22 protein-coding genes are annotated in these 26,142 nt (G+C 62.9%); 10 read left to right on the top strand and 12 right to left on the bottom strand.

The features are described from left to right. Positions 1-7 precede the first annotated feature (7 nt). The gene (locus E1956_RS28045) at positions 8-481 is read right to left on the bottom strand and encodes a hypothetical protein (protein WP_134755382.1); all 474 of its coding nucleotides are present in this window, start codon (positions 479-481) and stop codon (positions 8-10) included. Positions 482-649: 168 nt separating this feature from the next. Between E1956_RS28045 and E1956_RS46325 the strand changes: the two genes are divergently transcribed. Beyond that, positions 650-793: a hypothetical protein gene (locus E1956_RS46325; protein ID WP_167760143.1), complete on the top strand. Its 144-nt coding sequence runs from the start codon at positions 650-652 to the stop codon at positions 791-793. Positions 794-847: 54 nt separating this feature from the next. Here the strand turns inward: E1956_RS46325 and E1956_RS28040 are convergent, their stop codons facing one another. From E1956_RS28040 to E1956_RS28025, 4 genes are all read right to left on the bottom strand, one after another. After that, entirely contained in the window at positions 848-1,303 is a 456-nt protein-coding gene (locus tag E1956_RS28040) for a DUF1269 domain-containing protein (RefSeq protein ID WP_167760142.1), read from the bottom strand. A gap of 23 nt (positions 1,304-1,326) precedes the next feature. Further along, on the bottom strand, positions 1,327-2,859 hold the full coding sequence (locus tag E1956_RS28035; protein WP_134755378.1) for an FAD-dependent oxidoreductase: 1,533 nt from the start codon (positions 2,857-2,859) through the stop codon (positions 1,327-1,329). A 146-nt stretch (positions 2,860-3,005) separates the two neighbouring features. Further along, complete coding sequence (locus tag E1956_RS28030) at positions 3,006-4,430, bottom strand: aminotransferase-like domain-containing protein (RefSeq protein WP_134755376.1); 1,425 nt, start codon at positions 4,428-4,430, stop codon at positions 3,006-3,008. A gap of 293 nt (positions 4,431-4,723) precedes the next feature. Continuing rightward, entirely contained in the window at positions 4,724-5,002 is a 279-nt protein-coding gene (locus E1956_RS28025) for a hypothetical protein (RefSeq protein WP_134755374.1), read from the bottom strand. Between the two features lie 514 nt (positions 5,003-5,516). Between E1956_RS28025 and E1956_RS28020 the strand changes: the two genes are divergently transcribed. The 6 genes from E1956_RS28020 to E1956_RS27995 all read left to right on the top strand — a co-directional run bounded on the left by E1956_RS28020 (position 5,517) and on the right by E1956_RS27995 (position 15,411). After that, on the top strand, positions 5,517-8,339 hold the full coding sequence (locus tag E1956_RS28020; protein ID WP_134755372.1) for an ATP-dependent Clp protease ATP-binding subunit: 2,823 nt from the start codon (positions 5,517-5,519) through the stop codon (positions 8,337-8,339). A gap of 61 nt (positions 8,340-8,400) precedes the next feature. After that, the gene (locus E1956_RS28015; RefSeq protein WP_134755370.1) at positions 8,401-10,674 is read left to right on the top strand and encodes an FdhF/YdeP family oxidoreductase; all 2,274 of its coding nucleotides are present in this window, start codon (positions 8,401-8,403) and stop codon (positions 10,672-10,674) included. 170 nt (positions 10,675-10,844) lie between these two features. Continuing rightward, positions 10,845-12,233, top strand: coding sequence for a cytochrome ubiquinol oxidase subunit I (locus E1956_RS28010; RefSeq protein ID WP_134755368.1), 1,389 nt, complete (start codon positions 10,845-10,847; stop codon positions 12,231-12,233). Between the two features lie 4 nt (positions 12,234-12,237). Further along, positions 12,238-13,245: a cytochrome d ubiquinol oxidase subunit II gene (cydB, locus tag E1956_RS28005; RefSeq protein ID WP_134755366.1), complete on the top strand. Its 1,008-nt coding sequence runs from the start codon at positions 12,238-12,240 to the stop codon at positions 13,243-13,245. 123 nt (positions 13,246-13,368) lie between these two features. Beyond that, positions 13,369-14,280, top strand: coding sequence for a bestrophin family protein (locus E1956_RS28000; protein ID WP_134755364.1), 912 nt, complete (start codon positions 13,369-13,371; stop codon positions 14,278-14,280). Positions 14,281-14,445: 165 nt separating this feature from the next. Next, a complete protein-coding gene (locus E1956_RS27995) occupies positions 14,446-15,411 on the top strand; it encodes a LysR family transcriptional regulator (RefSeq protein WP_134755362.1) in 966 nt (321 codons plus the stop codon). Between the two features lie 48 nt (positions 15,412-15,459). On the opposite strand, the gene E1956_RS27990 is transcribed toward E1956_RS27995, so the two are convergent. Beyond that, entirely contained in the window at positions 15,460-16,923 is a 1,464-nt protein-coding gene (locus E1956_RS27990; protein ID WP_134755360.1) for a mechanosensitive ion channel, read from the bottom strand. A 285-nt stretch (positions 16,924-17,208) separates the two neighbouring features. Then, entirely contained in the window at positions 17,209-17,622 is a 414-nt protein-coding gene (locus E1956_RS27985; RefSeq protein WP_134755358.1) for a DUF3331 domain-containing protein, read from the bottom strand. Between the two features lie 284 nt (positions 17,623-17,906). Between E1956_RS27985 and E1956_RS27980 the strand changes: the two genes are divergently transcribed. After that, the gene (locus tag E1956_RS27980; RefSeq protein WP_134755356.1) at positions 17,907-18,362 is read left to right on the top strand and encodes a DUF1269 domain-containing protein; all 456 of its coding nucleotides are present in this window, start codon (positions 17,907-17,909) and stop codon (positions 18,360-18,362) included. A gap of 827 nt (positions 18,363-19,189) precedes the next feature. Here E1956_RS27980 and E1956_RS27975 read toward each other — a convergent pair. Continuing rightward, a complete protein-coding gene (locus E1956_RS27975) occupies positions 19,190-20,704 on the bottom strand; it encodes a M81 family metallopeptidase (RefSeq protein WP_134755354.1) in 1,515 nt (504 codons plus the stop codon). Positions 20,705-20,950: 246 nt separating this feature from the next. Here E1956_RS27975 and E1956_RS27970 point away from each other — a divergent pair, with 246 nt between their 5' ends. After that, the gene (locus tag E1956_RS27970; protein WP_134755352.1) at positions 20,951-21,787 is read left to right on the top strand and encodes a FadR/GntR family transcriptional regulator; all 837 of its coding nucleotides are present in this window, start codon (positions 20,951-20,953) and stop codon (positions 21,785-21,787) included. A 301-nt stretch (positions 21,788-22,088) separates the two neighbouring features. Further along, on the top strand, positions 22,089-22,814 hold the full coding sequence (locus E1956_RS27965; protein ID WP_167760141.1) for an OmpA family protein: 726 nt from the start codon (positions 22,089-22,091) through the stop codon (positions 22,812-22,814). 151 nt (positions 22,815-22,965) lie between these two features. On the opposite strand, the gene E1956_RS27960 is transcribed toward E1956_RS27965, so the two are convergent. The 4 genes from E1956_RS27960 to E1956_RS27945 all read right to left on the bottom strand — a co-directional run bounded on the left by E1956_RS27960 (position 22,966) and on the right by E1956_RS27945 (position 26,113). Beyond that, positions 22,966-23,622, bottom strand: a complete 657-nt coding sequence (locus E1956_RS27960) for a glutathione S-transferase family protein (protein WP_134755348.1) — start codon at positions 23,620-23,622, stop codon at positions 22,966-22,968. Positions 23,623-23,670: 48 nt separating this feature from the next. After that, entirely contained in the window at positions 23,671-24,714 is a 1,044-nt protein-coding gene (locus E1956_RS27955) for an acyltransferase family protein (protein ID WP_134755346.1), read from the bottom strand. A 123-nt stretch (positions 24,715-24,837) separates the two neighbouring features. After that, positions 24,838-25,305, bottom strand: a complete 468-nt coding sequence (locus E1956_RS27950; protein WP_134755344.1) for an RbsD/FucU family protein — start codon at positions 25,303-25,305, stop codon at positions 24,838-24,840. Positions 25,306-25,612: 307 nt separating this feature from the next. After that, on the bottom strand, positions 25,613-26,113 hold the full coding sequence (locus E1956_RS27945; protein ID WP_134755342.1) for an Lrp/AsnC family transcriptional regulator: 501 nt from the start codon (positions 26,111-26,113) through the stop codon (positions 25,613-25,615). Positions 26,114-26,142 lie beyond the last annotated feature (29 nt).

The raw sequence follows: 26,142 nt of genomic DNA, 5'->3' as shown, positions 1-26,142 counted from the left end.
GCCTCGCTCACGCCGGCGGCCTTGCTTCGCCGGCAATCTGCTTTTGCGCGGCGGCCGAACCGTCCTTCTCCATGACGGCGCGATGAATCGCTTCGGTCAGCGTGTTGTTGACTTCGATGAGCCTGCGCACTTCGTCCTGAATTTTCAGGAGCGCCTCCGCATCCTTATAGGTTTGCAGCGCCTGCTTGTCCGACGCCGCAGCCGCAACCTTCTGGCCCACCATGATGACCGACAGCAGCACCAGTTGCAAAAACGTCTGCGCAACCCAGGCGACGAGCGTCGACACGCCGCCCGCAATGGACGAGGGCAGACTGATGAGCGCAATGATCGCGAAGATGTAGGCGCACCACATCGTCCCTACGGCATCGGTGATGGTCAGCGCGATTCTTCCATTCAGGCCGACGTGCTCGTGCGCGGTCAGGTGCGGCCCCGATTGCTCGCGCTCCTTGATGCGAGGGTTGGGTTGAGATTCGGCTTTCATTTTGGAGTCCCCATTGATGAGCGAAAGATTGATACGGGTGCCTGTGGCGATCGTGTTGATTGCTTGCGGGTGCCGGTGCCATAATCTGCGCACCGCCCCGCCCCATCAACCGTACCGCAGCTGCGCGTTTTAGGAGTAAGCGATGAAATTTCCGGCGAGGAGCAGACGATGAAACGTGAACCAACCGACCGGCGCCACGGTTTTCTGCACGACCTGAAGTGGGTGTTTATTCTCTGGTGCGTCGGCTTTGGCGCGACCGTTCTCCTTACGCTGCCATTTCACTTTATCGTCAGGGCGATGATGCATAAATAGGCGGCTATGCCCCCTGCACGTAAGCCGCCTCCCTCGAGGCGGCCTGCCCGACTGTCATTGCGCCATCGGCTTGCGGTGGACCGTTCCGTGATACGACGTCACGAGCGTGTCCACTTGCGCCGTTGACGCTTCGCTCGCCTCCAGAAAGATCGCGACCGTGCCAGGCGCAAACGCGTTGCCGATCGCATGCACGAACTCGTGATCGAGTATGTCTGCGAGCGCGACGCCCGCGAGCCCGGTGCTCGCGCCTATCGTAAAGCCGAGCATCGCACCCGTCGGCCCGCCCAGCAGCCCGATCAGGCTCCCCGTGACGGCGCCGATCACCACGCCCCAGAACGGATGCGTCTTCGTGCCAAGCAAGCTGACCTTGCCGGCGCTGTCCTTTTCCGCCATGACGCCGCTCTCAACCTTGAAGCTCGGCTCCGCGGCTTCGAGCTTGCGGATCGCCTGGGCGGCATCTTCCGCGTCGCTCACGCTGTTGAACACAGCGACGATGAGTTGTTGGGCCATCACATCGCTCCTCACATTTGACGTCATTGAACCGGTGTCTGCGCTTCGAACGCCGCTTCTGCGCGAAGACTTTCCAGATCGCGGCCCACCGTTGCGACCGCGAGGCGCTGGTTGCCGCGCCAATACGTGGCGGCGCACACGTGCGCGACAGGATCGCCATCGATATCGACACGGTCCCAGCCCTCGGCGTGGCCGACATAGTTGATGGCGAGGTCGTAGTGCTGCGTCCAGAAGAACGGCACCGCCTCGAAGCGCTGTTGCTTTCCCAGCATGTTGCGCGCCGCGACCACGCCCTGGCGCTCGGCCACGACCCAGTGCTCGACGCGGATGCGCTGGCCCGTATGCGGGTCGGGCCAGCGCGCGATATCGCCCGCGGCGTAGACACCTGCTGCGCTGGTCTGAAGATACTCGTTCACGGCCACGCCGCGATCGATAGCGAGCCCTGCTTGCTGGGCCAGCGCGATTTCGGGCGTGACGCCGATCCCCGCCACCACGAGCTCGGCGGGCAGCTCGTCGCCGGTCGAGAGCTTCACGCTAGTTGCCGTGATCTCGTTGACATCCGCATCAACGTGAAACACCACGCCGTGCGACTCGTGCAGCTTTTTCAGCATGTCGCCGAGTGCCGCGCCCAGCACCTTTTCCATGGGGTGCGTGCCGCGCATGACCACGTGCACTTCGACACCGCGTGTTCTCAACGCCGCTGCGGCTTCGAGTCCGATGAAACCCGCGCCCACCACGACGCAGCGACGCGTTGTGGCGAGACGCGCAATCAGCGCGTTGCAGTCGGCCAGCGAGCGCAGCACCATCACATGGTGCAACTGCGCGCCGGGAATCGCGAGCCGGATGGGCGTTGCGCCGGTCGCCAGGAGCAAGGCGCCGTAGTGCTCATGCGCTCCGTTGGCAAGCGCTAGGGTCTTGCTTGCCGGATCGATCTGGACCACGCGCTGGTCGCAGCGCACAGCAATACGCTGCTCTGCGTAGAACTCGGGCGAGCGCAACGGCAGCCATGCAGGATCGGCCGTTCCCGCGAGATAGTCCTTCGAGAGGTTCGGCCTGTCGTAAGGCGGCGAAGCATCGGCGCTCCAGACGGTGATGGGGCCTTCGTAGCCCTCGCTACGCAGCGTCATGGCGGCAGCGTTGCCGGCCGCGCCGCCTCCGATGATCATGACCGACACCGGGACCTTCGCAGTGCTCAGCTTCGGCGGCGCCTCCGCTGGCAACGCTTCGCGCACGAACGCGCGCCCGCCGGACTGCTCCACGCGCCAGCATTTGAGGCCGTCCAGCGCGGGCGCATGCGCCACCTGGCCGTCGCGCAGGCAGAACGCCGCGTGGTGCCACGGGCAGCGGATCGTATCGCCCACCACGAGCCCCTCGGCCAGCGGGCCGCCGTAGTGCGTGCAGGTCGCGGCGACGGCAAACAATTCGCCGCCCTTGCGCACGAGCAGCACGGATTCGTCTCCCACCTGGCCGGTCAAGATGCCATCGTCGGCGATGTCATCGAGCGGCACGCCCTGGGTGAAATCGCGTTCGGATGCAGCACTGGAATCCTTCGACATTGCACCACTCCTTTCAAGTCGATACAAAAGCCCCGATGCAATGTATCGGCATTCATGCATTCCGGAATGCCGTTTGGGCTTGAACGTATTTGAACACTACACCTTCGAACGCACGTTTGTACGTCCAGTGCCGTCGATCCGGCTCCTCAACGCGCGCAGTGCGCAACCAGTTTCCCCACGGTAATGATGGCCTGCTCGATCGCGCTCGACCATGGGCTGCTGTAATTGAGGCGGATGAAATTGCGGTAGCTGTCGGAGATCGAAAACATGTAGCCGGGGCCGATCGTAATGCCGCGCTCGAGCGCCATCTGGTAGAGCTTCATCGAGTCGACCTTCGGCGGCAGCTCCACCCACAGCACGTAGCCGCCCGCCGGGTTCGACATGCGCGTGCCGGCCGGGAAAAACCGCTCGACCATCGCCTTCATCATATTGGCCTGCTGCGCATAGTTCTTGCGCACGCGGCGCAGATGATGCTCGTAGCCGTCGCGCTCGAGAAACTCCGCGATGGCCAGCTGGGGAATCACCGAGGTTGTCAGCGTGTTCAGAAACTTCAGCTTCTCGACCTCGTCGCGATAGCGGCCAGGCAAGGCCCAGCCAATGCGATACGCGGCGGTAAGGCTTTTCGAAAACGAGCCGCAATGCAACACGATGCCCTTCTTGTCATACGATTTCAAGGTGGTCGGGTGCGAGGCGCCGAAATACAGTTCGTTATAGACGCCATTTTCGATGACGGGAATCTGCGCGTTGCCTAGCAGTTCGACGAGTTCGCGCTTGCGCGCGTCGGGCATTTGAAAGCCCAGCGGATTCTGGAAATTCGGCATCACCATGCAGGCCGCAATGGGCTGCGATTCGATGATCTTCGCGAGCGCGTCGATTTCGATACCGTGCTCGGGATGGGTCGCCACCTCGATGGCTTTCATGCCCGAGCGCTCGATAGCATGCAGCATGGCGTAGAACGTCGGCGACTCGACGGCGATCACGTCCCCGGGTTTGGCGATCGCCTGCAGGCACAGGTTGATGGCCTCCGTCGCGCCCACGGTCACGATGATCTCGTTCGGGTCCACGGCCATGCCGTTTTCGAGGTAGCGCCGCGCGATCTGGCGCACGAGGTCCGGGCAGCCCGGCGGCAGCGCGTTGGTAATGCCCCAGAGCGCCTTGTTGCGCCCGACGGCCGACGCATAGCGATTGAGCTTCTCGAACGGAAACAGCGTGGGGTCGGGATAAGGCGAGCCGAGCGGCACGGCGTCGTCGGCGCCAATCGAGCGCAGCGTCGACAGCACGAGGCGGCTCACGTCGACGCTGGCCGATACGGCAATGGGCTGCGTCGGGCGCAATTCGCCTGCGGGCCGGTTGCCTTCGGCCATTCGCAAGCTCACGAAAAAGCCCGATTGTGGACGGCTCTCCAGCACGCCACGGCTTTCCAGCAGCAAATACGCGCGTATCACGGTGGTGATGCTGAGGCGGTGCTGCTGACTCGCCTGCCGAACTGATGGAACACGGTCGCCGGGCCGATAGACGCCTTTGCGGATCAGCGATTCAATGTCCTCCGCGAGCTTCTCATAGAGTTTCACCGCTTTACTCCCCCTGCTTCCCTTTTTACTTTTTCAGCAAACAGCACAGCCATTCAAGTGTACTGCTGCGCGCCGAACTGTACTCTAAAAAGTCCGGCCATTCTGTGCGTCATGAAGCGGGCTCGCAACTTTTATTCTTGCCTCTACGAACTGCATAGCGACGCGCCATCCGCCCCAACGGCGAAGGCACTCGCAGCGTCTACGGAGCAAGCGTGATGAACAAGGCAAAGCGAAAGCGAGCAAGCGCGGTGTATCGGCACCGCGCTGCCAGATGCGGAAGCAGGCTGCTGAATCTAGGCGCTCGTGCCGCTCAACTGTGCATGCTTCGCCGCGGCTGCTTCAACCACGCGATGGACGTCGGGGTAAGTCTCGCCCGTGAGCGATTGATACTGCTTCAGCTCGCTCACGGCTTGTGCGAACGCGCTGCCGCCAATGCACGCCTTCAGCGTTCCGGCCTGCGCGAGAGCGGGATAGCGGCCTTCGGCCTCTTCGAGAAATCCCTGCATCGCGTCATGCAGATCGTCGAAGTTTTGCGCGCGCTGGATACTGTCGACTCGATTTTCTGTGCTCACGCTGCACCTCCCTGGAACGTACGTCTTGATGCGATACACGATAAGCGAAACGCGAATCGCGCTGCGCAATTCCAATGCCCAATATTGAATATCGGATTAATCGATGCCCGTATCGGCCCGATATCTAGTATCGGATCGACAGACGTTCACTTTGGCCTGATCCACTCATAGAATTTACCTGTCCAATTGTCCCTTTTTGCGGTTCGCATGGGCCCGTTTCAGACCGACCCAGATGCATACCACCCACCGCCACAGTCCGTTTCAATTCCTTTGTAGCCGACCTTTGCGGCTGCACACGAGAGACCTAATCTACGAAAGACCGAGCGTTGCGGGGGCCGGTGCAAGACCACCGCACGGTTGTATCTGCGCGAAACGTTCACGCTTCTGATGTTGACCAGCGAGGCGTCGGTGCCGGTCGCGCTTTCGGCCACTGCGCCGAGGGACGCGTCGAAGGCGGCAGGCTGACGCCACTCATTGCAGGACGAAACTCTCCACGGTTAGAGGTGACACGATCATGCCCACACTCTGCGATATCTGCCATGCCCGTCCCGCCGTTGCACGCGTTGTCGTGACGGAAGACGGCGAGCGCAAGTCGCTGTCGATTTGCGACTACCACTATCGGCAGCTGATGCGCCATCAAAGCATGCTCAATCCGTTCGATTCGCTGCTGGGCGGCGGAGGCGGTCTCTCGCACTTGCTGGGCGGACTCGGCGACGAGGCGGGTCTGTCCGCGAGCGTGCCCCGCGAGTCGGTCGACGTGACCGACGCGTTCAGCGAGCAGACCATGGAGCTGCTCCAGCGCGCGGCGGAGAAGGCGCACGAGCTGCACCGCACCGAGCTCGATACCGAGCATGTGCTCTACGTGCTCGCCGACACGGACGTTTGCGCGACCCTGCTCAAGGAGCTCAAGCTCTCGCCGCAGGACATCAAGAGCTATATCGACGAGCACGCGAAGCACGGCACCGCGAGCGACGATGACGAAGAGGTGCAGATGACCGTCTCGCCGCGCCTGAAGAAAGCGTTCCAATACGCGTTCCAGGCCTCGCGCGAGCTCGGGCATTCCTATGTCGGTCCCGAACATCTGTTGATTGGGCTCGCTTCGGTGCCCGAGAGTCTCGCGGGCACCCTGCTCAAGAAGTATGGCGTGACGCCCGAGGCGTTGCGGCAGAAGGTGGTCAAGGTCGTTGGCAAGGGCGCCGAGGACGGCCGTGTCGAAACCTCGACCGGCACGCCGAACCTCGACAAGTTCGGCCGCGACCTCACGGCCATGGCGCGCCAGGGCAAGCTCGATCCGGTGCTGGGCCGCGCCCAGGAGATCGAAAGCACCATCGAGGTGCTCGCGCGCCGCAAGAAGAACAATCCGGTGCTGATTGGCGAGCCGGGTGTGGGTAAGACCGCCATCGTCGAAGGGCTCGCGCAGCGCATCGTGAACGGCGACGTGCCTGAGGTCCTTCGCGGCAAACGGCTCGTCGAAGTCAACATCAACTCGATGGTCGCGGGCGCGAAGTATCGCGGCGAGTTCGAGGAGCGCGCGAAGCAGTTGATCGACGAGGTCACGGCCAAGCAGGACGAGTTGATCCTCTTCATCGACGAGCTGCATACGATCGTGGGCGCGGGGCAAGGCGGCGGCGAAGGCGGCCTCGATATCGCGAACGTGCTCAAGCCGGCGCTCGCGCGCGGCGAGCTGAGCCTGATTGGCGCGACCACGCTCAACGAATACCAGAAGTACATCGAAAAGGATGCGGCGCTCGAGCGGCGCTTCCAGCCCGTGCTCGTGCCCGAGCCGAGCGTGGAGCAGACGATCGTGATCCTGCGCGGCCTGCGCGACAAGCTCGAGGCGCACCACCAGGTCACCTTCTCCGACGATGCGTTCGTGGCCGCAGCCGAGCTTGCGGACCGCTACATCACCTCGCGCTTCCTGCCGGACAAGGCCATCGATCTGATCGATCAGGCGGCGGCGCGCGTGCGCATCGGCGCGACCTCGCGGCCAGCGGACATTCAGGAGCTCGAGGCGGAAGTCGCCCAGCTCAAGCGCGAGCAGGATTACGCGTCCTCGCGCAAGCGCTACGACCAAGCGAAGGCGTTCGAAGAGCGCATCAACGAAAAGCAGAAGCAGCTCGACGAGCAAATGGAAGCGTGGCAGCGCAAAACCGGCACGGAAACGCTCGAAGTCACGGTGGCCTCGGTGGCCGAGGTGGTTTCGCGTCTCACGGGCATTCCGGTTGCCGAGCTTACGCAGGAAGAGCGCCAGAAGCTCCTCAAGATGGAAGACAAGCTGCGTGAGCGCGTGGTGGGCCAGGACGATGCCGTGGTCGCCGTGAGCGACGCCGTGCGCCTCTCGCGCGCGGGTCTCGGCCAGGAGCACCGGCCGATTGCCACGTTCCTGTTCCTCGGGCCCACGGGCGTGGGCAAGACCGAGCTTGCAAAGGCGCTTGCGGAAAGCGTGTTCGGCGACGAGCAAGCCATTATCCGCATCGACATGAGCGAGTACATGGAGCGCCATGCAGTCGCGCGCCTGATTGGTGCGCCGCCCGGATATGTCGGCTACGACGAAGGCGGCCAGCTCACCGAGCGCGTGCGCCGTCGCCCTTATAGCGTGATCCTGCTCGACGAGATCGAGAAGGCGCACCCGGACGTCTACAACGTGCTGCTGCAGGTCTTCGACGACGGCCGCCTCACCGACGGCAAGGGCCGCGTGGTGGACTTCAGCAACACGGTGATCATCGCCACGAGCAATCTGGGCGCGCCGATCATCATGGACAACCTCGAGCAGCCCGAAGCGGACCGCAAGTCCGACAAGGCAATTCGTGACGAAATGATGAAGGTGCTCAAGGGCCACTTCCGCCCCGAGTTCCTCAATCGCATCGACGAAATCATCATCTTCAACGCGCTCTCGAAGGACAATATTCGCGCGGTCGTGCAGATCCAGCTCGACCGGGTGGTCCGCACGGCTGCGGCTCAGGACATCACGCTGAAGATCGGCGATTCCCTTGTCGATCACATGGTAGAGGTCGGCTACCAGCCCGAGTTCGGCGCGCGCGAGCTGAAGCGCAAGATCCGCCAGGAAGTGGAAACGCGTCTCGCGAAGGAAATTCTCGGCGACGCGCTCAAGCCCGGCGACAGCGTGGAGATCGACTACGACAAGGAGAGCGGCGAGGTCAAGTTCAACAAGACGGCCTCCGCATCCGATTCGGATGCCGAATCAAAATCCGCCAAGGCACCCAACGGCGAGGATGCCACGAAGGACGCCGAAGACGCGGCGGCCGCGACGAGCACCGCAGCCGGAAAGGGGCGCAAGAAGCGCAGCACGCGCGAGTCCGGCGCGAGCGCCGAGTAATTCATTAGAGGCAGAGCGGCGCCCTGCTATTGGCGTACCTCGAACCGTTACGGAGTTTCCTATGACCAAGCAACGCGAAGTGCCAGGCATCCACCCCTACGACGGCCCCGCCGGCGGCTGGGGAGCGCTTCGGGCGACCGCTCAAGCCATCCAGCAACAAATGCAGAGCGTCGAGGCTCCCATTGTCCTGCTGCGCACGAACCAGCCCGACGGCTTCGATTGCCCCGGATGCGCGTGGCCCGACAAGGAGCACCGCTCGACGTTCCAGTTCTGCGAGAACGGCGCCAAGGCCGTGACCTGGGAAGCCACGACCAAGCGCGTGCCGCCCGAGTTCTTCGCAGCCAATACGGTCACGTCGCTCCTGCAGAAGACCGACTACGAGCTCGAAGACATGGGCCGGCTCACGCATCCGCTCGTCTACGACCGGGCGACCGACACGTTCCGCGCCGTCGACTGGGAAGACGCGTTTGCGCGCATCGGCGAGATCCTGCGCTCGCTGACGCCGGACCAGGTCGAGTTCTATACGTCCGGGCGCGCCTCGAATGAAGCCGCGTATCTGTATCAACTGTTCGCCCGCGAATACGGCACCAACAATTTCCCCGATTGCTCCAACATGTGCCACGAGCCCACCAGCGTGGGCCTGCCGCAGTCGATCGGCATCGGCAAGGGTACGGTATCGCTGGAAGACTTCGACTCGGCCGAGCTCATCATCTCGATCGGCCACAACCCCGGCACGAACCATCCGCGCATGATGGGGACGCTGCATGAAGCGTCACGGCGCGGCGTGCCCATCATCGTCTTCAACCCGCTGCGCGAGCGTGCGCTCGAACGCTTCGCCGACCCGCAGAGCATGTTCGAGATGGCCACCTTCAGCTCGACCCGCATCGCCTCGACCTACTTCCAGGTCGACGCCGGCGGCGATGCAGCGGCGCTCAAGGGGATCATGAAGGCGCTGCTGCAGATGGAAGCCGAGGAAGGCAATGTGCTCGACAAGGATTTCATTGCCGCGCATACGGAAGGATTCGACGCCTTCGCCGCGGACCTCGAAGCCACTTCGTGGGACGACATCGAAAAGGCCAGCGGCCTCACGCGGCCGGACCTCGAGCATGTCGCGCTCGCCTACGCGAAGTCGAACGCGACGATCGTCACCTATGGCATGGGCATCACCCAGCACAACAAGGGCACCGCGAACGTGCGGCTGATTGCCGACCTGCTGCTCATGCGCGGCAACTTCGGCAAGCCCGGCGCCGGTATTTGCCCGCTGCGCGGCCACTCCAACGTGCAGGGCAACCGCACGGTGGGCATCACCGAAAAGCCCTCGAAGGACTTTCTGAAGCTGATTGAAGACGCGTGCGGCTTCACGCCGCCGTCCGAACACGGGCACGACGCGGTCCAGGCCATGCAGGCGATGATCGACGGCAAGTCCAAGGCGTTAATCTGCCTCGGCGGCAACTTCGCGGTCGCGTTACCCGACTCCGAGCAGTCCTTCCCCGCCATGGCCAAGCTCGAACTGGGCGTGCATATCGGCACCAAGCTCAATCGCACGCACCTGCTGGTTTCGAAGGAGACCTATATTTTCCCCTGCCTCGGCCGCACGGAACTCGACATGCAAACGGGCGGCAGGCAGTCGATCACGGTGGAGGACTCGATGTCCATGGTCCACGCGTCGGCCGGCAAGCTCACGCCCGCCTCCGAGCACCTGCGCTCCGAGCCCGCGATCGTGGCCGGCATGGCGCGCGCCACGCTCACGAATACGAAGATGCCGTGGATGGAACTCATTGCCGACTATGACAAGATCCGCGACCTGATCGAGCAGACCGTGCCGGGCTTCGAAGACTTCAACGCGCGCATTCGCGTGCCCGGCGGATTCCGCCTGCCGCTGCCCCCCACCGAGCGCCAATGGCACACGCCATCGGGCAAGGCCATGTTCTCCGTCTACGGCGGCGTGAGGGAGGACGCCGACGTGTTCGGGGCGGAGAACGTGCTGCGGCTCATCACGATCCGCAGCCACGATCAGTACAACACCACGATCTATGCGATGGACGACCGTTATCGCGGCGTCTTCGGGCGACGCGACGTGCTCTTCATGAACGACGAGGACATGGCCGCGCTCGGCATCGAGCACGGCGACCTGGTCGATATCGAAACGCTCACGCCCGGACGGACGCTGCGCCTGCCGAACATCACGGCGATCCGGTACAGCATCGCGAAGGGCTCGGTGGCGGCGTACTACCCGGAAGCGAACGTGCTCGTGCCGCTCGATTTCATCGACAAGGAAAGCGGCACGCCCTCTTACAAGTCGGTGCCCGTGCGTGTCGTGCGCGCGGCCACCTGACGAGGCGCCACACAAACATTACATCGGCGTTACACAGGCGCGACACGGGCAATATGCAGGCAATATGCAGACACAGCGCGTTCCCGGCTGTCCGGCCGGGCCATGCTTCACCCGGCCGAACATCATCTTCTGCACGCAAATGCAGTCGTTACCTGGAGCTTTGACCCATCATGCAAATCTTCGACGCATTTCATCTCGCCAGGCTGCAATTTGCGTTCACAGTCTCGTTTCATATCGTCTTTCCGGCGATCAGCATTGGCATGGCGAGCTTTCTGGCCGTGCTCGAATGGCGCCTGCTGCTGACCGGCGACGCGGCCTACAAGGACATGTACCGCTTCTGGTCCAGGATCTTCGCCGTGGGCTTCGGCATGGGCGTGGTCTCGGGCGTCGTGATGGCCTACGAGTTCGGCACGAACTGGAGCGGCTTTTCCACGGTTGCCGGCAATATCACCGGGCCCCTGCTGACCTATGAAGTGTTGACGGCCTTCTTCCTCGAAGCCGGCTTTCTCGGCGTCATGCTGTTCGGCTGGAACCGCGTGAGTCCCAAGGCGCACTTCTTTGCGACGCTGATGGTGGCGATCGGCACGCTGATCTCCACGTTCTGGATTCTCTCGTCCAACAGCTTCATGCAGACACCCCAGGGCTATGCCATCGAGAACGGCCGCATCGTGCCGGTGGACTGGTTCAAGGTGATCTTCAACCCGTCGTTTCCGTTCCGGCTCGCGCACATGACGATTGCCGCGTTCATCGTCGCGGCTTTCATCGTTGCTGCGTGCGGCGCCTGGCATCTGCTGCACGGGCGGCGCGACGTGCCGGTCAAGCGCAGCTTTTCGATGGCGCTCTGGATCCTGCTGGTGCTCGCGCCGGTGCAGATCGTGGTGGGCGATGCGCACGGCCTGAACACGCGTGAACATCAGCCCGCCAAGATTGCGGCAATCGAAGGACTCTGGGAGACCGAGCATGGCGGCACCGCGTTGAATCTCGTCGGCCTGCCCGACATGAATGCGGAAGTCACGCGCTACGCGATCCAGATTCCGCATCTGGGCAGCCTGATTCTCACGCATAGCTGGGACGGCGAGATTCGCGGCCTCAAGGAATTTCCGCCGCAGGACCGCCCGTATTCGCCCATCGTGTTCTGGACCTTCCGCATCATGGCCGGCCTCGGCATGCTGATGCTGCTGGCCGCGCTGCTTGGACTGCTTCTGCGCATGCGCGGGCGCCTCTACGAAACGCGCTGGTACCAGTGGTTCATTTTCTGCATGGGTCCGTCCGGCATTCTCGCGCTGCTGGCCGGCTGGATCACGACCGAGGTCGGACGCCAGCCGTGGACCGTGTACGGCGTCATGCGCACCGCGGATTCGATGTCGCCGATTGGCGCTCAGCAGGCCGGCGTTTCGCTGCTGATCCTCGTGATCGTGTACTTCCTCGTGTTCGGCACGGGCGTCTACTACATGTTGAAGATGATGAGCAAAGGCCCTGCGGAAGGCATCGAAAGCCGCGAATCGCTGAAGTATCCTGGATTGCATAACCGTGCGCTGGACGCCGTGGTAGGAGAGTGACGCCATGCAAATCGACCTTCCTGTTATCTGGGCCGCCATCATCGGACTCGGCGTCTTTATCTACGTGATGCTCGACGGCTTCGATCTCGGCATTGGCCTGCTGTTTCCGTTCTTCGAAGGCAAAGGCGAGCGCGAAGTCATGCTCAACACCGTCGCGCCGGTCTGGGACGGCAACGAGACCTTTCTCGTGCTCGGTGGCGCGGGCCTCTATGGCGCGTTTCCGGTGGTCTATTCGACGCTGCTGCCGGCCAACTACATGCCGCTCATGCTCATGGTCGTGGGCCTGATCTTCCGCGGCGCCGCGTTCGAGCTGCGCGCGAAGGCCACCCGCACGCAGCACGCCTGGGACCTCGCGTTCATCGGCGGATCGGCGCTCGCGGCCATGTGCCAGGGCATCGTGCTGGGCTCGCTGCTGCAAGGCATCAAGATCGTCGACGACAAGTTCGCGGGCGACCCGTTCGACTGGTTCTCGCCGTTCAGCGTGTTCTGCGGATTCGGTGTCCTGATCACCTATGCGGCGCTCGGCTGCGGCTGGCTCATTCTCAAGACCGACGGCGAACTGCAGCGCAAGATGCGCCAGTTGATGCGCCCGCTCACCGCCGTCCTGCTGGGCGCCATTGTCATAGTGAGCCTGTGGACGGTGCTGGGCTTGCCATCGGTCGAAGCCCGCTGGTTCGCGAGCGGCAATCTCGGCTGGTTCCTGCCCGTGCCCATTCTCGTGCTCGTGTGCGTCGTGAGCATCTTCCGCTCGGTGCGGCTCCAGCACGAAGCCATGCCCTTCCTGCTGACGCTCGCGATCTGCTTTCTCGGCTACACCGGGCTCATCATCAGCATCTGGCCGTACATCATCCCGCCTTCGCTGACGATCTGGCAGGCCTCGTCGAGCCATTCGAGCCAGCTCTTCGCGCTCGTGGGCACGGTTATCGTGCTGCCGATCATCCTCGTCTACAACGCGATGCAGTACCGCGTGTTCCGTGGCAAGGTCCGGGAAGGAGACGCGGGCTACCACTGATACCGCAAGATCCGTGGCGCGCCGCAGGGCGCGTCATTCCCATCGCCTCTTCACTCCATCACGGACACTGAATGAAGTGCCCGGGCGGCACTGCCGCCATTCGATACATGCAAAGAGCACATCATGATCGTGAGGCCAAGGGAGAACTGGTTCCGGCTGCTGTTCATATGGAACGGCTCGGTGCTGCAGTCGATCATCCCGCAACTGATCTTCATGGCGGTCGTGAGCAGCCTCGCCGTCTTTACGCACGGACGCGTATTCGGCGAGAAGATCCCGCTGAACACGGCCCCCTTCACGCTATTCGGCGTGGCGCTCGCGATCTTCCTCGCGTTTCGCAACAACGCGAGCTACGAGCGATTCAACGAGGCGCGCCATTTGTGGGGCAGCCTGCTGAACGCCGCGCGCGCGCTCACATCGCAGATGCTCTGCTATACGCCGGAGCGCACCGATACCTTGCGTATCGCGCAGCAACTGATTGGGTTCGTCTACGCGCTCAAGCATGAACTGCGCGGCACCGACCCCACGGCGGACTTCGTGCGCCTGCTCGGAAGCCAGCAGGCGGAACGGTTGCGCGACCCGATCTACAAGCCCATTGCGATTCTCAACGAGATCCGCGACGAGCTGGCCAGCCCGCAGCAGCGCTGCCATACGTCCGATACGAAGCTCTGGATGTTCGATGAGCAGATCAACGAACTGGGCCAGATCGTCGGCGGCTGCGAGCGCATTGCCTCCACGCCCATACCGTTTGCCTACAACGTGCTGCTGCACCGGACCGTCTACGCCTATTGCGTGTTGCTGCCGTTCGGGCTCGTCGATTCCACGGAGTTCTTCACGCCCCTGCTGTGCGTGTTCATCTCCTATACGCTGATCGCGCTCGAAGCCATCGCCAGCGAAGTGGCCGACCCGTTCAGCACCGCGCCGAACGCGCTGGCGCTCGACGCCATGTCGCGCAATATCGAACGCACGGTGCTCGAACTGTGCGGGTGCCCGGTGCCCGAGCCGGTCAAACCCATACGCCCGTATCAACTGACTTGAGCGTGCAAGACACGACATTTCAGGCACTCCCCCTCTGTACTTTTTGTGAATGGTTCACTCACTTTATTTTTGCCCGCACGCATCGATTGCACGCCCCGATAGTCGCACCACGCCTTACGGATTGACGGGACGCCTGAACAACGCCGCGATTTCGGGAGCGCAACCGTGAATCTTCTGGAAGCGATGCGTATTTATGTCCGCGCCGTCGAACGAGGCAGCATCTCCAGCGCGGCGCGGGATCTGAATATCGGCCAGCCGGCCGCGAGCGAGCGAATCGAGCGTCTGGAAACGTACCTCGGATGCCGTCTGCTACTTCGCAACGCGCGTACGTTCAAGTGCACGCCCGAGGGCGAAATTTTCTACGAACGCAGCAAGAAGATTCTTGCGGCTGCCGAGCAGGCGATTGCGGAAGTCTCGAGCGACGGCCACATCCTCAAGGGCGCGATCCGCATTGGCGCGCCGCATTGCTTTGGCGAAGTGATCTTGCCGGAGGCGTTGAGGTTCGTTCGCGAGGCCTATCCGCAGCTGAATATCGATCTCGCGCTGAGCGACAAGATCGTCGATCTCGTGACCGAGGGTATCGACATTTCGTTTCGTCAGGGGCAAGTGGGTGAAGGCGCGTTCTTCGCGTTCCGGCTGGGCCAGGTGGCGCGTGTGCTCGTGGCCTCAGCAGACTATCTCGCGCGGCACGAACCGATTGCCGATCCCGTGGATCTGATCAAGCATTCGTTCATCCGCCTCAAGGGCATGTTTGGCTCGGATCAGTTGCCGCTCGTGGATGCTTCGAGCACCCAGGAAAGCGTCGCCATTCGTAGCGCCATTACCACCAATCACTGGAAAGCCATGTACCGGATGATCGGCGAGGGCCTGGGGATTGGCGTGGTGGAGTCGTTCGCGTGCGCAGACGCACTCGCCAGTGGACGACTGGTCGAACTGCTGCCGCAGTACCGCGTGCCCGCGCAGGAGCTGCACGTGCTGACACGCGCCCAGCGGCCCGTGCCCGCGCGCGTGCGAATGGTCGTCAACATCATGAAGAAATGCGTGCCTGAGTTGCTGGGCACGCTGGGCGCCGAAGACACGGCGCAAGGCGAGCCGCCCTCCTTCGAGGCGCGCGATATGCGGCGATCGTGAAGACTCGCCGCTGCGCTTTCTGCGCTTGCGCGTGCGGTCGCGCGAGCGTCACTGCTCGGCGTTCTTGTCATTCAGCCACCGCGTGAGCAACTTCCCGGCCGCCTCGCGGCCACCGAGGCCGAACGCGAGTGCAACCGCAACGGCGATGGCGCCCAGCACCAGTCCGAAGGCCAGTTGCACGATTTCATTGGCAATGCCCATCGCGCGCAGCCCCATCGCGAATACGAGGCCCAGAATGGCGAATTGGGCGATTCGCGCAAACAGCACGCTATGGTTGCTTTCGGCCTGTTGAATGACGCGCCGCGCGAGATCCGCGAGCCAGTAGCCGATCACGAGGATCACGGCGCCCACCAGCACGTGGCCGCCGAATTCGATGAACAGGGTGACCACGTCGCGCACCTGGGAGAAGCCGAGCCGGTTGGCCGCCTCCACCACGGCGAACAGCATCGCGAAGAACACGATGAGCCGCGCGGCGAGCGCGGAAGGCAGCAACATGCCGGTGAATACGCTGCCCACGCCGAGGATGCCGGGCAAGCCGTCCGCACCGGCCGACACCAGCAGGCTGCGAATGAGCGAGCCCACGAACCGGGCCACGTAATAGGTAATGAGCAAGATGATGATGGCGGCGACGATATTGGGCACCGCTTCGAGGAACTGGCCGAGCATGTCGGTCGCCGGCCGCGAGATGGCGTCGATGTGCAGCGCGTCGAGCGCGGCAATCAAGGTGGGCACGAACACGAAGAGATAGACCAGCGTGCCGACGAGCTTCGAGAGCTTGACCGCGGTGGGGCTGCCGACCTCTTTCGGCAGTCGGTCCGCACCGGCCGCGGCGAGCAGATTGGTGACGAGACCGCGCAGCACCCGCGCGACGATCCAGCCGACGAAACCGATCACGGCGGCCGCGAACAGGTTCGGCACGATCGCGAGCAGCTTGTCGATCATGCCCTGCACGGGCGCTAGCAAGCCCGAGAGCGCAAACGCGGACAAGATGGCCGGCAGGAACAACAGAATGACCAGCCAGAAGAGCAGATCGCTCAAATAGCTGCTCGCAGGCTTCATGCCCGCACTCGACGCGAGACAGTCGTCCAGCTTCATGCCCTTTAGCGCACGTGCCACGACACTGCGCAGGACCAGCGCAATCAGCCATGCAACGAGCGTCAGCCCCGCACCCGCAATGAGGTTGGGCAGGTAGCCCACGATTTGACCGAGCAATTGCGAGAACGGGCTCGAGACATCGGTCAGATCGAGCACATTGAATATGCCGACTGCCGTGACGAGCAGGATGAGCCAGAACAAGCCGCTCGCGATGAGCTGCTCGACGAACACGCCCTGCCCGGCGTTTTCCGCAATCCGCTCGTCGACCTTCAAGGCGGAAAGGAGCCGGCGCACACCGGCGCGCGCGAGCGACGCCACGATCCAGCCGACGATCAGAATGCCGATGGCCGCCGCCACCCGCGGCAAGTATCCCCCAAGCGAAGTCTGCAGCGATGCAAGGAAATTGGATGAGTCCATTTTTTTCTCGACGGAGGTTAGGGTCTGGTCACCACACTTCGCGAAACTGCACTCAAAGCATCTGCAAATTTGCAATACAGGAATCTTGTGCTTTCGAAATCAGCCGATATTAGCTATTGGACGCCACGCCTTTCGCCCCACGGGGCCAGTGGGTAAGATGCCTGCCGGTACGTCGCCGCGGCGCTTGCAGCGCGATTGCACCGCAAGCGTGCGATTAGTTCGACGTCCACAAATGTAGGCCCTCGTTATCCCCAAAGTGCCCCTTTGGGGATTTTTTTCGGGCTTTCACATCGGTGTAACGGAGTTCAACGCCGAGGCCAGCACGACCCAGCCCGCATTTGCCGACATGAGCTTTCTGGAAAGCGGCCGATAGACACGGTCGCCGCGCCGTATGCTGGCGCCTGTCAACGCGCACACGCCGCCCTTTCTGGCGATGCACAGCCGCCAGGGCTGCTCGGAGTAACGCCCGCTGGTGGAATCGCTCCATGAGACCGACACCAGGTTATCGGAGCACGTTTCCACGACGGCCAGATGGGCGCGCAGGGCCGGCGTGGGCTGCACCGCATCCTGCTTCAGGCTCGTCGGGGTATGACTGGATTGACTGCACGAATCGTCGATTCGCTTGCCGCGCGAGGCTGATCCCGCGCCTAGCAGGCTGAGCGTATGTTCCCATGCATCGACGGCACCGAGTTCTCGCATCTTCTGCCTCACCTTGGTTACGTTCGCGTGCACGCGTTCAAGGAATCGCGTGGCCTGTCTTATCCTTGCGATCCTTGATTCGTCTTCCAGAAAGCCTTACGGAATGCTTAATCCTACGATTGACTCACAGGAGAACGAACCCCGTTTATCGCATGCTAGCACCTGAGATGCGGAAATGTTCGCCTTTGGGCCGATACTTTGAATCGGAAAAAATTGCATCACGGCGACGGGTTCGATTGACTAGTATTACCGTGAATGAGGTGAAGCTCACGGATGGGTCCATCATGGCAAACACGCTGATTGTCGCCGTCTTCAATACATTAGGTACTGCCGAGAAGGCATGTCAAGATTTCAAGGACTTTGCTGAGAAGGGTCAGGGCTTCACTATCCACAGTGGTGCCGTTGTGGGCAAGGATGATTCAGGAGCGCTGACGATCCTCGACCGGCAAACGCGGTCATACTGGGGCACGGTGATTGGGGCGCTCTCGGGGAGCTTGATTGGCATGCTGGGTGGGCCGGTTGGCTCGATTTTGGGCTTTACCGCGGGCGCGAGTGCGGGGCTCGCTGGGCACGCGCTGCATACGTTGCTCGATAGCGAGTTCGTTAAGGGCGTTTCGGTGAAACTTGTGCCGGGTACTGCGGCCGTTATTCTTGAGGCGGATGAGGCGTCGCCGTTTGCTGTTGACAATGTTGTCAATGGCTATGGGGGTAGCGTCCACCGAAAGGCGTTTCCCGAGTGACGGGGCCTGCTTCCTGAGCGCCCACTGCGGGGCACGTTGCGCCTCGCGAATATTGACGGCTTTCGCCGTGGCTTCTTCGGGCACGTGTGAAAACGTGGTGATTTTCTGTTTTTTTGTGGTCGTTTGAAGGTGCGTGTTTCTTGTTTTGCATAAGGTATGCAGGCGTTGCCCCTGTGCGGGGCGGCACCTACTTTTCTTTGCAGCCGCAAAGAAAAGTAGGCAAAAGAAAGCGGCTCACACCGCCAGTGTGACGCAGTCCACCACTGCCCTGTCCTTCGGAGCGGCTCCGGGGCATCCGTCTTCCCGCACACTCCGCCTTAGTGACAAAGGGCTCATGCTTCCCGCCACGCGCTATGCGCGGGCGGAAGGGTCTGCAAGGAAAACGAGGCGGGCTGGCCGGCCAATGCGCTGGAGATGCCACCCGGTAAGTGCGCGAAGGCGCTGACCGGTAAATGCACGGGAGTACTGATCGGTGAATGCACGGGCGTGATGGTTGGCGAATGCGTGGGCAAGCCGCTGATCGAATACGCTGGAATCCTACGAATACGCGTGAACCCCACTGGTTTTGGCTATGCCCCACGGCGCGCGCAGCGCCGCCGGATGGATGAGCCCTTAGTCACTCCGCTATACGCCCCGTGGTGACAGACGCCCCGGAGCCGCTCCGCTATAAGGCGAGTGGTGAACTGCGTCACACTAGCGGTTTGAGCGGCTTTCTTTTGCCTACTTTTCTTTGCCGCGGCAAAGAAAAGTAGGTGCCGCCCCGCACAGGGGCAACGCCTGCGGTCCGCCGCGAAACCAAGTTAAGGCCAAAGCCGCAAAGATCGGCATCAATTAACTTGATGCCCACCCCACCCAGTATCCTGATCAATCGGATAAACCGGCCGCGCAAGCCGCGCATACCGAAACAGCCCATAATCAGAACCAGTAACGCCCCGGCTATCACATTCAACAAGCGCCGCCGCAATCGGCACAAACACCGGCCTGCAATACATCCGCGACTTCAGCAACAGAAAGCACGCACGCCGCGGATCGACACCCACACTCTCGAACACCCCTAAATCCCAGGGTTCATGCGTGCGCTCGGTCACAACAAGCGTGGCCGCCCCAATATCAAGCACCGCCGCACGCCCCATATGAGCACGCTGCCCCGTATAAGTCGGGCCACTAATCACATATTCACCATCGGTAATCGCGCGCACGACACCCGTAGCCATGAACGGCGCACGCGGCGCCGCCCCCTCTCGCGCAAGCTTGTTACCAACGCCAAGTGTCACCCGCGCGCCCACGCCCGCTTCGATCAACGCGGCCACCGCCTCAGGATCGCACAGCGGCCCGCTCACCATCCCAGTGAGCCCCTGCGCGAGCGCCGCCTCAAGCAAATCCATCGTGTCGCAAGTGCCGCCCGACATGCAGTTGTCGCCGTGATCGAGCAAAAGCACAGGCTTGCCCACACCCTGCGTTGTTTGCACGTCCTTCGCAACCTGCGCCGCACGCGCAACCGATTCCTCGAGCGGCGGGCTACGATAAACGAACTCATCACGGTCGTCCCAGATCTGCCGCGCAATCCGCTCGGCCACCGCCTCAGCCGCGGCGGCATCGCCGTCGCTCACCACCACTACGCTGATGCACGGCGCGGGAATGTCAGCAAGCGAGAAACCCGCAAGCACCGAAACGGCCAGCATGCCCTGCGCCTCGGCCTCGCGCGCGGCCTCGATCGCGCGGCCCATCGGCCCATCGGCATTCGAACTGCGCAGCGTGGACGTCAGCAGCGGCGGCCGCCGCCACGCCAGCACCGGGCGTGCCCGCCCCGCCATGCGCGCGAGCAGGAGCCGCGCGGCGTGCTCGCCCGTCTCGTACATGTCCACGTGCGGGTAGGTCTTGAAGCTCACGATCACGTCCGCGTTGTCGATCATCTTCTGCGTGACGTTGCCGTGCAGATCGAGCGCGACCGCAATCGGCGCCTCGGGCAGCGCAGCGCGCACGCGTTCGAGCAGATCGCCTTCGCCATCCGGCGTTTGCTCAGCAACCATTGCGCCGTGCAAATCGAGCATGACGGCGTCGCAGCCCGGCGCGGCCGCGAGAATCGCGTCGCAGATCGCATCGTACGCGGCGGCGGCCACCGGGCCGCTCGGATTCGCCGCCGCGGAAACGGGCGTCACGATCTGCGCGCCCTCGTGCTCGGCCGCGTCAATGAACGCCGACATGGCCGTGCGCATGCCCTTGTTCTCGCGATATGCGTCTTCGCCCCATGCGGGGCCGTTGGTGCCGAACGCGGCCAGCGGCGTCGCGACCGGCGAGAATGTATTGGTCTCGTGATTCATGCGCGCGATGAGGATCTTCATGCCACGTCCTTTGCGGAAGCGCCTGCCGCAGCGCCGGGAGTCGATTCCTGAACTTGCATCGATGAGGTTCCTTGCATGTGTCGTGCACTATGTGCGGCGGTCAGATGACGCCGACACCCAGAAGCGGCCCGCCTAACGGTTCATTCTATTTATCATGATAAATAGAATGAACCTGATACTAGGTATAATCCCTTCGGCTGTCAATCATCGCCAATACGCAACCGCACCACCCAGGGAGTCTCGAAGATGGTCACGAACCGCGTCAGATCGGGGCCTGCCGTCGAAATCAAGCAGCCGAAGCGGGCCGACCTCGTCGCCGAGGAGATCAAGCGCCTCATTACCGAGAAAGACCTGCGTCCGGGGGACCGGCTGCCGCGCGAGGCCGAGCTGCAACAGCTCTACTCGGTGAGCAAGAGCACGATCCGCGAGGCGCTCAAGTCGCTCGAAGTGCAAGGGCTCATCAAGGTGTCGACGGGGCCGAGCGGCGGCGGCATGGTGGTCGAGGTGCCGCTCGACCGTACGCTGCAACTTCTGCAGAACTATCTATTTTTCAAGGATGTGTCGATCGACGACATCTATAAGGTACGCCAGCAACTGGAGCCCGAACTGGCGGCGGGCGCGGTGCCCCACCTGACCGATGCGGACTTCGCCGCGCTCGAAGCGAACATCGAATGCTGCGATGGCACAGCCGGACCGGACGACCGCGGCCATCTCGTGCGTCAGCGCCAGGAGGACATGACCTTTCACGATATCCTTGCGGCGGCGAACCCGAATCCGTTCCTGCGCTTCATCTGCGAACTCATCAACGAGATGATCAGGCAGTTGATCGAATACAGGAACGACACGCCGCTCGCGGATCAGCGGCGCTTTGGTGCCGCGAACGCGAAGTTTCATCGCGAGATCTTGCAGGCCGCGCGCGAGCGCGACGCGGCGCGCGTGCGCGCGCTGATGATCGAGCACATGACCGAAGCGCCGAAGCACGTCAAGCGCATGAAGGGCAAGCTGCGCGGCAGGCTGATCCTGGACTCCGAAATCCGCAAGCGGGCGCGCACGATGGTGGCAGCCGTCGGCAAGGAAACGTAAAGCGAACGCCAGGTTGCACGGCGTCGTCCGCCGTGCAATCCATTGCGCAGTCACGCCGGACGTGAAGCTTGCAATTTTCTCAACAGCCATTACGGCGCGTTACCCCGCATGCGCCGCCCACGGGCAAAAAAGCCGCTGGCCTAACCCAGACACCCTGCCTTCCCCCCCAATGCCGCGCCCTGGCAGCGCCGACGTTTGCTTACACTTGGCAAAGTCTTTTCATACGGCGAACCGTTACGCTTTGAGTACGGCCCGAGTGCCCTTTCGCTCGACAAGTCCTCAACGATTCGTACGACGCACTATGAAAAACATCCTTTCTCGCAGCACCGAACGCAACCCGAACCGCCGCATCGCAAGCGGAGTGCTGGCCGGGGCGCTCCTCGCCACGGCATGGTTCGCCGGCATCGCGCCCGCCTCCGCTCAAATGGTCGTGCTCGCGCCGCCCGCACCCGTCTATGAAGCCGCGCCGGCGCCGCGCGTCGGCTATGTCTGGGAACGCGGCTACTGGGGCTGGGATCAGGGCCGCTATGTCTGGGTGCGCGGACACTGGGCCGCCGTGGTGCGCGACGCCGCTGCGCCGCCACCGCCGCCGCCCGCGCCCGTCGTTCAGGTAATGCGGCTCTCTGCGGACACCTTGTTCCCGTTCGATCGCGGCGCAGCGTCCGACGTCCTTCCGGGCGGCCGCGCCGATATTCGTGAGATCGCCGCGAAGTTGACCGCGGCGCACTACGGCCGCATTGAAGTGCGCGGCTATACCGACCGTCTGGGCTCTGCCTCGTACAACCTCGAATTGTCGCAACGGCGCGCCGATGCGGTGAAGGCGCTGCTCGTCGAACAAGGTATCCCGGCCGAGCGCATCGACGCACGTGGACTTGGCGAGCAAGACCCGATCACGCAGTGCAACGACAATCAATCGCGCGAGAGCCTCGTTGCCTGCCTGCAACCGGACCGCCGCGTCGAGATCGTCACGCATGCGCGCACCGGCGATCGCTATGCCCTGCCGCCGTCGTCCGGTCCCGCGACGTGACATGATGTAACGCATGTGACGCGGTAATTGTCATCGCGCGTGCGCTTCGCCTTTGCACTACGCGAAGGCGTTCTGGCGAAGCGCACCACGCCATTCAATCAGTAGTCCTTGCTCTCTTGACCCGTGCGGACGCATACGGCCGCGCGGGACCTCAATCGCGGTCCGGCGCGCCCAACGGAAATAGCGGCCGGTAAGACCGTGCCTCTTCCACCGCGCGCGCGAACGATGGTCTCGCGAGCAGGCGCGCGCGATAGGCGCGCAACACCGGAAACGTCTCCGCTATGCGGTGCGTCCAGTCAGCGTAAAAGAGCGAAGGCGCTGCTGCGCAGTCCGCCATCGAGAAGTCCGCTCCCGCTGCCCAGGACCTGCCCGCGAGCTGCGTTTCGAGCCAGGCATACGCGAGCTCCAGCTTTTCCTGCGCGAACGCGAGTCCGTCCGCACGCCTCGCCGCGTCGCCCGACAAGGCGCCGTCGACGGCGCGCTGCACCGGCGTCATCACATGCAGGTCGAAGTAGCGGTCGAGAAACCGCACGTCGAGCGCGGACATCGGGTCGGCGGGCAGCAATTGCACCGGGCCCGGATGCGCGAGCTGCAGGTATTCGATGATCACGCTCGTCTCGGCCACATTGCGCTCCCCGTCCACCAGCACCGGAAACTTGCGCAGCGGCCAGCGCTGCAGCCAGTCGGCCGTATGCGGCGAATCGGGGCCGATAGTGCGGAATTCGAACGGCGTGCCGTTCTCGTACAACGCAATAAGCACCTTCTGCGTATAGGAAGAAAAGGGATGGCCGTAGAGCGCGAGCGACATCGTGAGACCTCCGGAAATGGGCCGGTTGCGAATGTTGCAGGCGCCAGACTACCGCAAACGGCCGAGCGCGAGATTCCCGCGTGGCACCGTAGCGCGTTTGAGGCGCAAAGCGGGTGCCTCGATGCGTCGCCAGCTTGCAAGGGCCAGCGGTATGCACATTGCCGTAACGCACGTGAAAGCCACCAGAGGCACGATTGAAGGCAACCAATGCGCGGTCAGTTGCATGACGGGCCACCCATACAAATAGAGGCCGTAAGAAATATCGTCGCGCATGCGCAGCTTCGCAAGCCATGAAGACTGCAGTTGTCCGCAATAAAGAATAAGGTAGGCCCCCATCGTCGATGTCACCGCGCGCAACACGCTCTGAGGCCCAAACAACGCCGCCACGAACACGATGAACGCGACAGCGGCCAGGGAGGCACGCAAGGGAATGCGCTCGCGGAACGCATAGAAACACACGCCGGACAGATACATCGACGCGAACCAGATCATGAAGCCCGACACGCCGAAGAGCGGCAAACCCTCGGCGCCGCGTTGATGCGGGGCGCCGAGTATCGCGGCGACATTGACGGCAACTGCCAGCAGCAACAACGCCCAGCGCCGTTTCACGACACCGCACAGGCCGAGTACGGTCAGCAGCAGATAGCAACGGAGCTCGAATGTAATCGTCCACATCGCCCCGTTGACGGACTGAACGGGCGACCCCGCGAACACGGCGGGCGTGCGCGGCTGGCGCAATCCGATCAGATCGGCAACGAATTTGTAAGGCGACCACTCGGCAAAATAGTGCTGCGTACTTGCACCCAGCGGGCCGACGACGAGCACCGACAACGCCGACGCCACAATAAACGCCGGATAAAGACGGAGTGCCCGCTTTTTCAGGAATGCCAGTGCCAGCGGCTCGTGCGACCAGCTCTGCGCCGTGAGATAGCCGCTCAGCAGAAAGAAGCCACAAACGCCGATCGTCCCGGCCGACATGGCCGACGACATGCGCTCCAGTGGATCTGGAAAGCCGAGCAGTTCAAACGAGTGAGAATAGATAACGGCGACCGCGAATAGCAGTCGCAAAAGGTTGTAGTTGTTGTTATGCACGCGCTTATGATTTTTGTGTCCCCGTAGACAGCGCGGACTATATCATTATTCAGCGTCGTGCCAAGGCGCATTTCGGCGGCCGACAAAGCCGTGCGCCACGGCTATCGCCATCGCAAACGTTTGCTATACGGAGCGCGGCGCGTCCGGCGCAAGCAGCACGCCCTTCGCGAACACGAAGCAGCCATAGCCGCGCGTTTCGCCCGTGGCGATCACGCAGTACGCCTTGCGTGCGCGCGCGTAGAAGGCGTGGCGCTCGATCGGCGCGAACGGCACTGCCCGTCCCTCGGCGGCATCGACCTCGGCTTGCGCCTCGCGCTGCACCGCAGGAATCGCGTCGGGCTCGCCCACCACTTCCATGCGCATCGCCGGCGATTCCACGAAGGTGTCGAGCGGCAGCACGGACAGGATGGCGCGCACGGCACGCGGCGCGTCGGCGCCGTCGATGCGCAGGGGCTTGCCCAATACCGTTGCGTGCGCAACGGAATCGGCGGGAAAATTCGCGTCGCAGACCACGAGCTCGTCGCCGTGGCCCATGGCGCGCAGCGCCTGCAGCACGTCGGCGTTCAGAAGCGGATCCAGATTTTTCAGCACGGTTGTCTCCTCTGTTGACTCACGGCGCCCGTGATCAATGAAACTGCGCTTCAGATCGCCCACCGACTCGCGCCCGGTCAGCGCTGGATTAGCAGCCGATGCAATTGTATCGTTGGTGGCCAGCTTGCATGCCGGCTGGTGTTTGGCGCCGAAAGGCGCTGGGCGGTCGATGGAGCGCGGTTGACAGTTAGTTGCACAATTGCCGGAAACCCGCAACCCCGTTTGATCCACTCAGGACGCCCGCCATAGGCCTACGACGTCCTGCCCTCACTAGCCAACGTCGCGCACCGCGAAGAATCCCGCTGCGTTACAACGGCAACGCATGGGTCGAGAGAATCTCCTTGAGCACCATGAAGCTGCGCACCTGCCGCACGCCGGGCAGATACAGCAACTGCTCCGCATGAAGCTGGTTGAAACTCTCGTTGTCACGCGTGCGCACGAGCATGAAGTAGTCGAATTCGCCGGTCACGACGTGACACTCGACGCACCCCGACACCTTGCGCGCCGCCTTCTCGAACGCGCTGAACGCCTCGGGCGTCGAGCGGTCCAGCACGAATCCGATCACGACCAGCATCCCCGCGCCCAGCGCCTTTGGGTCCAGCAGCGCGACGATTCCCCTTATCAATCCCATCTCCTTGAGCCGTTCGACGCGCCGCAGGCATGCCGGCGCGCTCAGCTTCACCCTGGCCGCGAGGCTCACGTTCGAGATGGACGCGTCCGCTTGCAGATGCTTCAGAATCGCGCGGTCGATACGATCCAATGCCGGCAATGCATCGGGGGCAGCAGCTGTTTGCTTGCTTAATTTCATTGCGTATCTTTCCGATTTCACAAACTAAT

Origin of the sequence: Paraburkholderia pallida (assembly GCF_004524855.1) — a bacterium.
Classification (GTDB): domain Bacteria; phylum Pseudomonadota; class Gammaproteobacteria; order Burkholderiales; family Burkholderiaceae; genus Paraburkholderia; species Paraburkholderia oxyphila.
Note: the sequence above shows the minus strand (reverse complement) of the source record. Positions and strands in the feature narration are given on the sequence as shown.

Coding starts and splice junctions, on each gene's coding strand:
- E1956_RS28045 (WP_134755382.1), bottom strand. CDS start 481: ATGAAAGCCGAATCTCAACCCAACCCTCGCATCAAGGAGCGCGAGCAA.
- E1956_RS46325 (WP_167760143.1), top strand. CDS start 650: ATGAAACGTGAACCAACCGACCGGCGCCACGGTTTTCTGCACGACCTG.
- E1956_RS28040 (WP_167760142.1), bottom strand. CDS start 1,303: ATGGCCCAACAACTCATCGTCGCTGTGTTCAACAGCGTGAGCGACGCG.
- E1956_RS28035 (WP_134755378.1), bottom strand. CDS start 2,859: ATGTCGAAGGATTCCAGTGCTGCATCCGAACGCGATTTCACCCAGGGC.
- E1956_RS28020 (WP_134755372.1), top strand. CDS start 5,517: ATGCCCACACTCTGCGATATCTGCCATGCCCGTCCCGCCGTTGCACGC.
- E1956_RS28015 (WP_134755370.1), top strand. CDS start 8,401: ATGACCAAGCAACGCGAAGTGCCAGGCATCCACCCCTACGACGGCCCC.
- E1956_RS28010 (WP_134755368.1), top strand. CDS start 10,845: ATGCAAATCTTCGACGCATTTCATCTCGCCAGGCTGCAATTTGCGTTC.
- cydB (WP_134755366.1), top strand. CDS start 12,238: ATGCAAATCGACCTTCCTGTTATCTGGGCCGCCATCATCGGACTCGGC.
- E1956_RS28000 (WP_134755364.1), top strand. CDS start 13,369: ATGATCGTGAGGCCAAGGGAGAACTGGTTCCGGCTGCTGTTCATATGG.
- E1956_RS27990 (WP_134755360.1), bottom strand. CDS start 16,923: ATGGACTCATCCAATTTCCTTGCATCGCTGCAGACTTCGCTTGGGGGA.
- E1956_RS27985 (WP_134755358.1), bottom strand. CDS start 17,622: ATGCGAGAACTCGGTGCCGTCGATGCATGGGAACATACGCTCAGCCTG.
- E1956_RS27980 (WP_134755356.1), top strand. CDS start 17,907: ATGGCAAACACGCTGATTGTCGCCGTCTTCAATACATTAGGTACTGCC.
- E1956_RS27975 (WP_134755354.1), bottom strand. CDS start 20,704: ATGAAGATCCTCATCGCGCGCATGAATCACGAGACCAATACATTCTCG.
- E1956_RS27970 (WP_134755352.1), top strand. CDS start 20,951: ATGGTCACGAACCGCGTCAGATCGGGGCCTGCCGTCGAAATCAAGCAG.
- E1956_RS27965 (WP_167760141.1), top strand. CDS start 22,089: ATGAAAAACATCCTTTCTCGCAGCACCGAACGCAACCCGAACCGCCGC.
- E1956_RS27960 (WP_134755348.1), bottom strand. CDS start 23,622: ATGTCGCTCGCGCTCTACGGCCATCCCTTTTCTTCCTATACGCAGAAG.
- E1956_RS27945 (WP_134755342.1), bottom strand. CDS start 26,113: ATGAAATTAAGCAAGCAAACAGCTGCTGCCCCCGATGCATTGCCGGCA.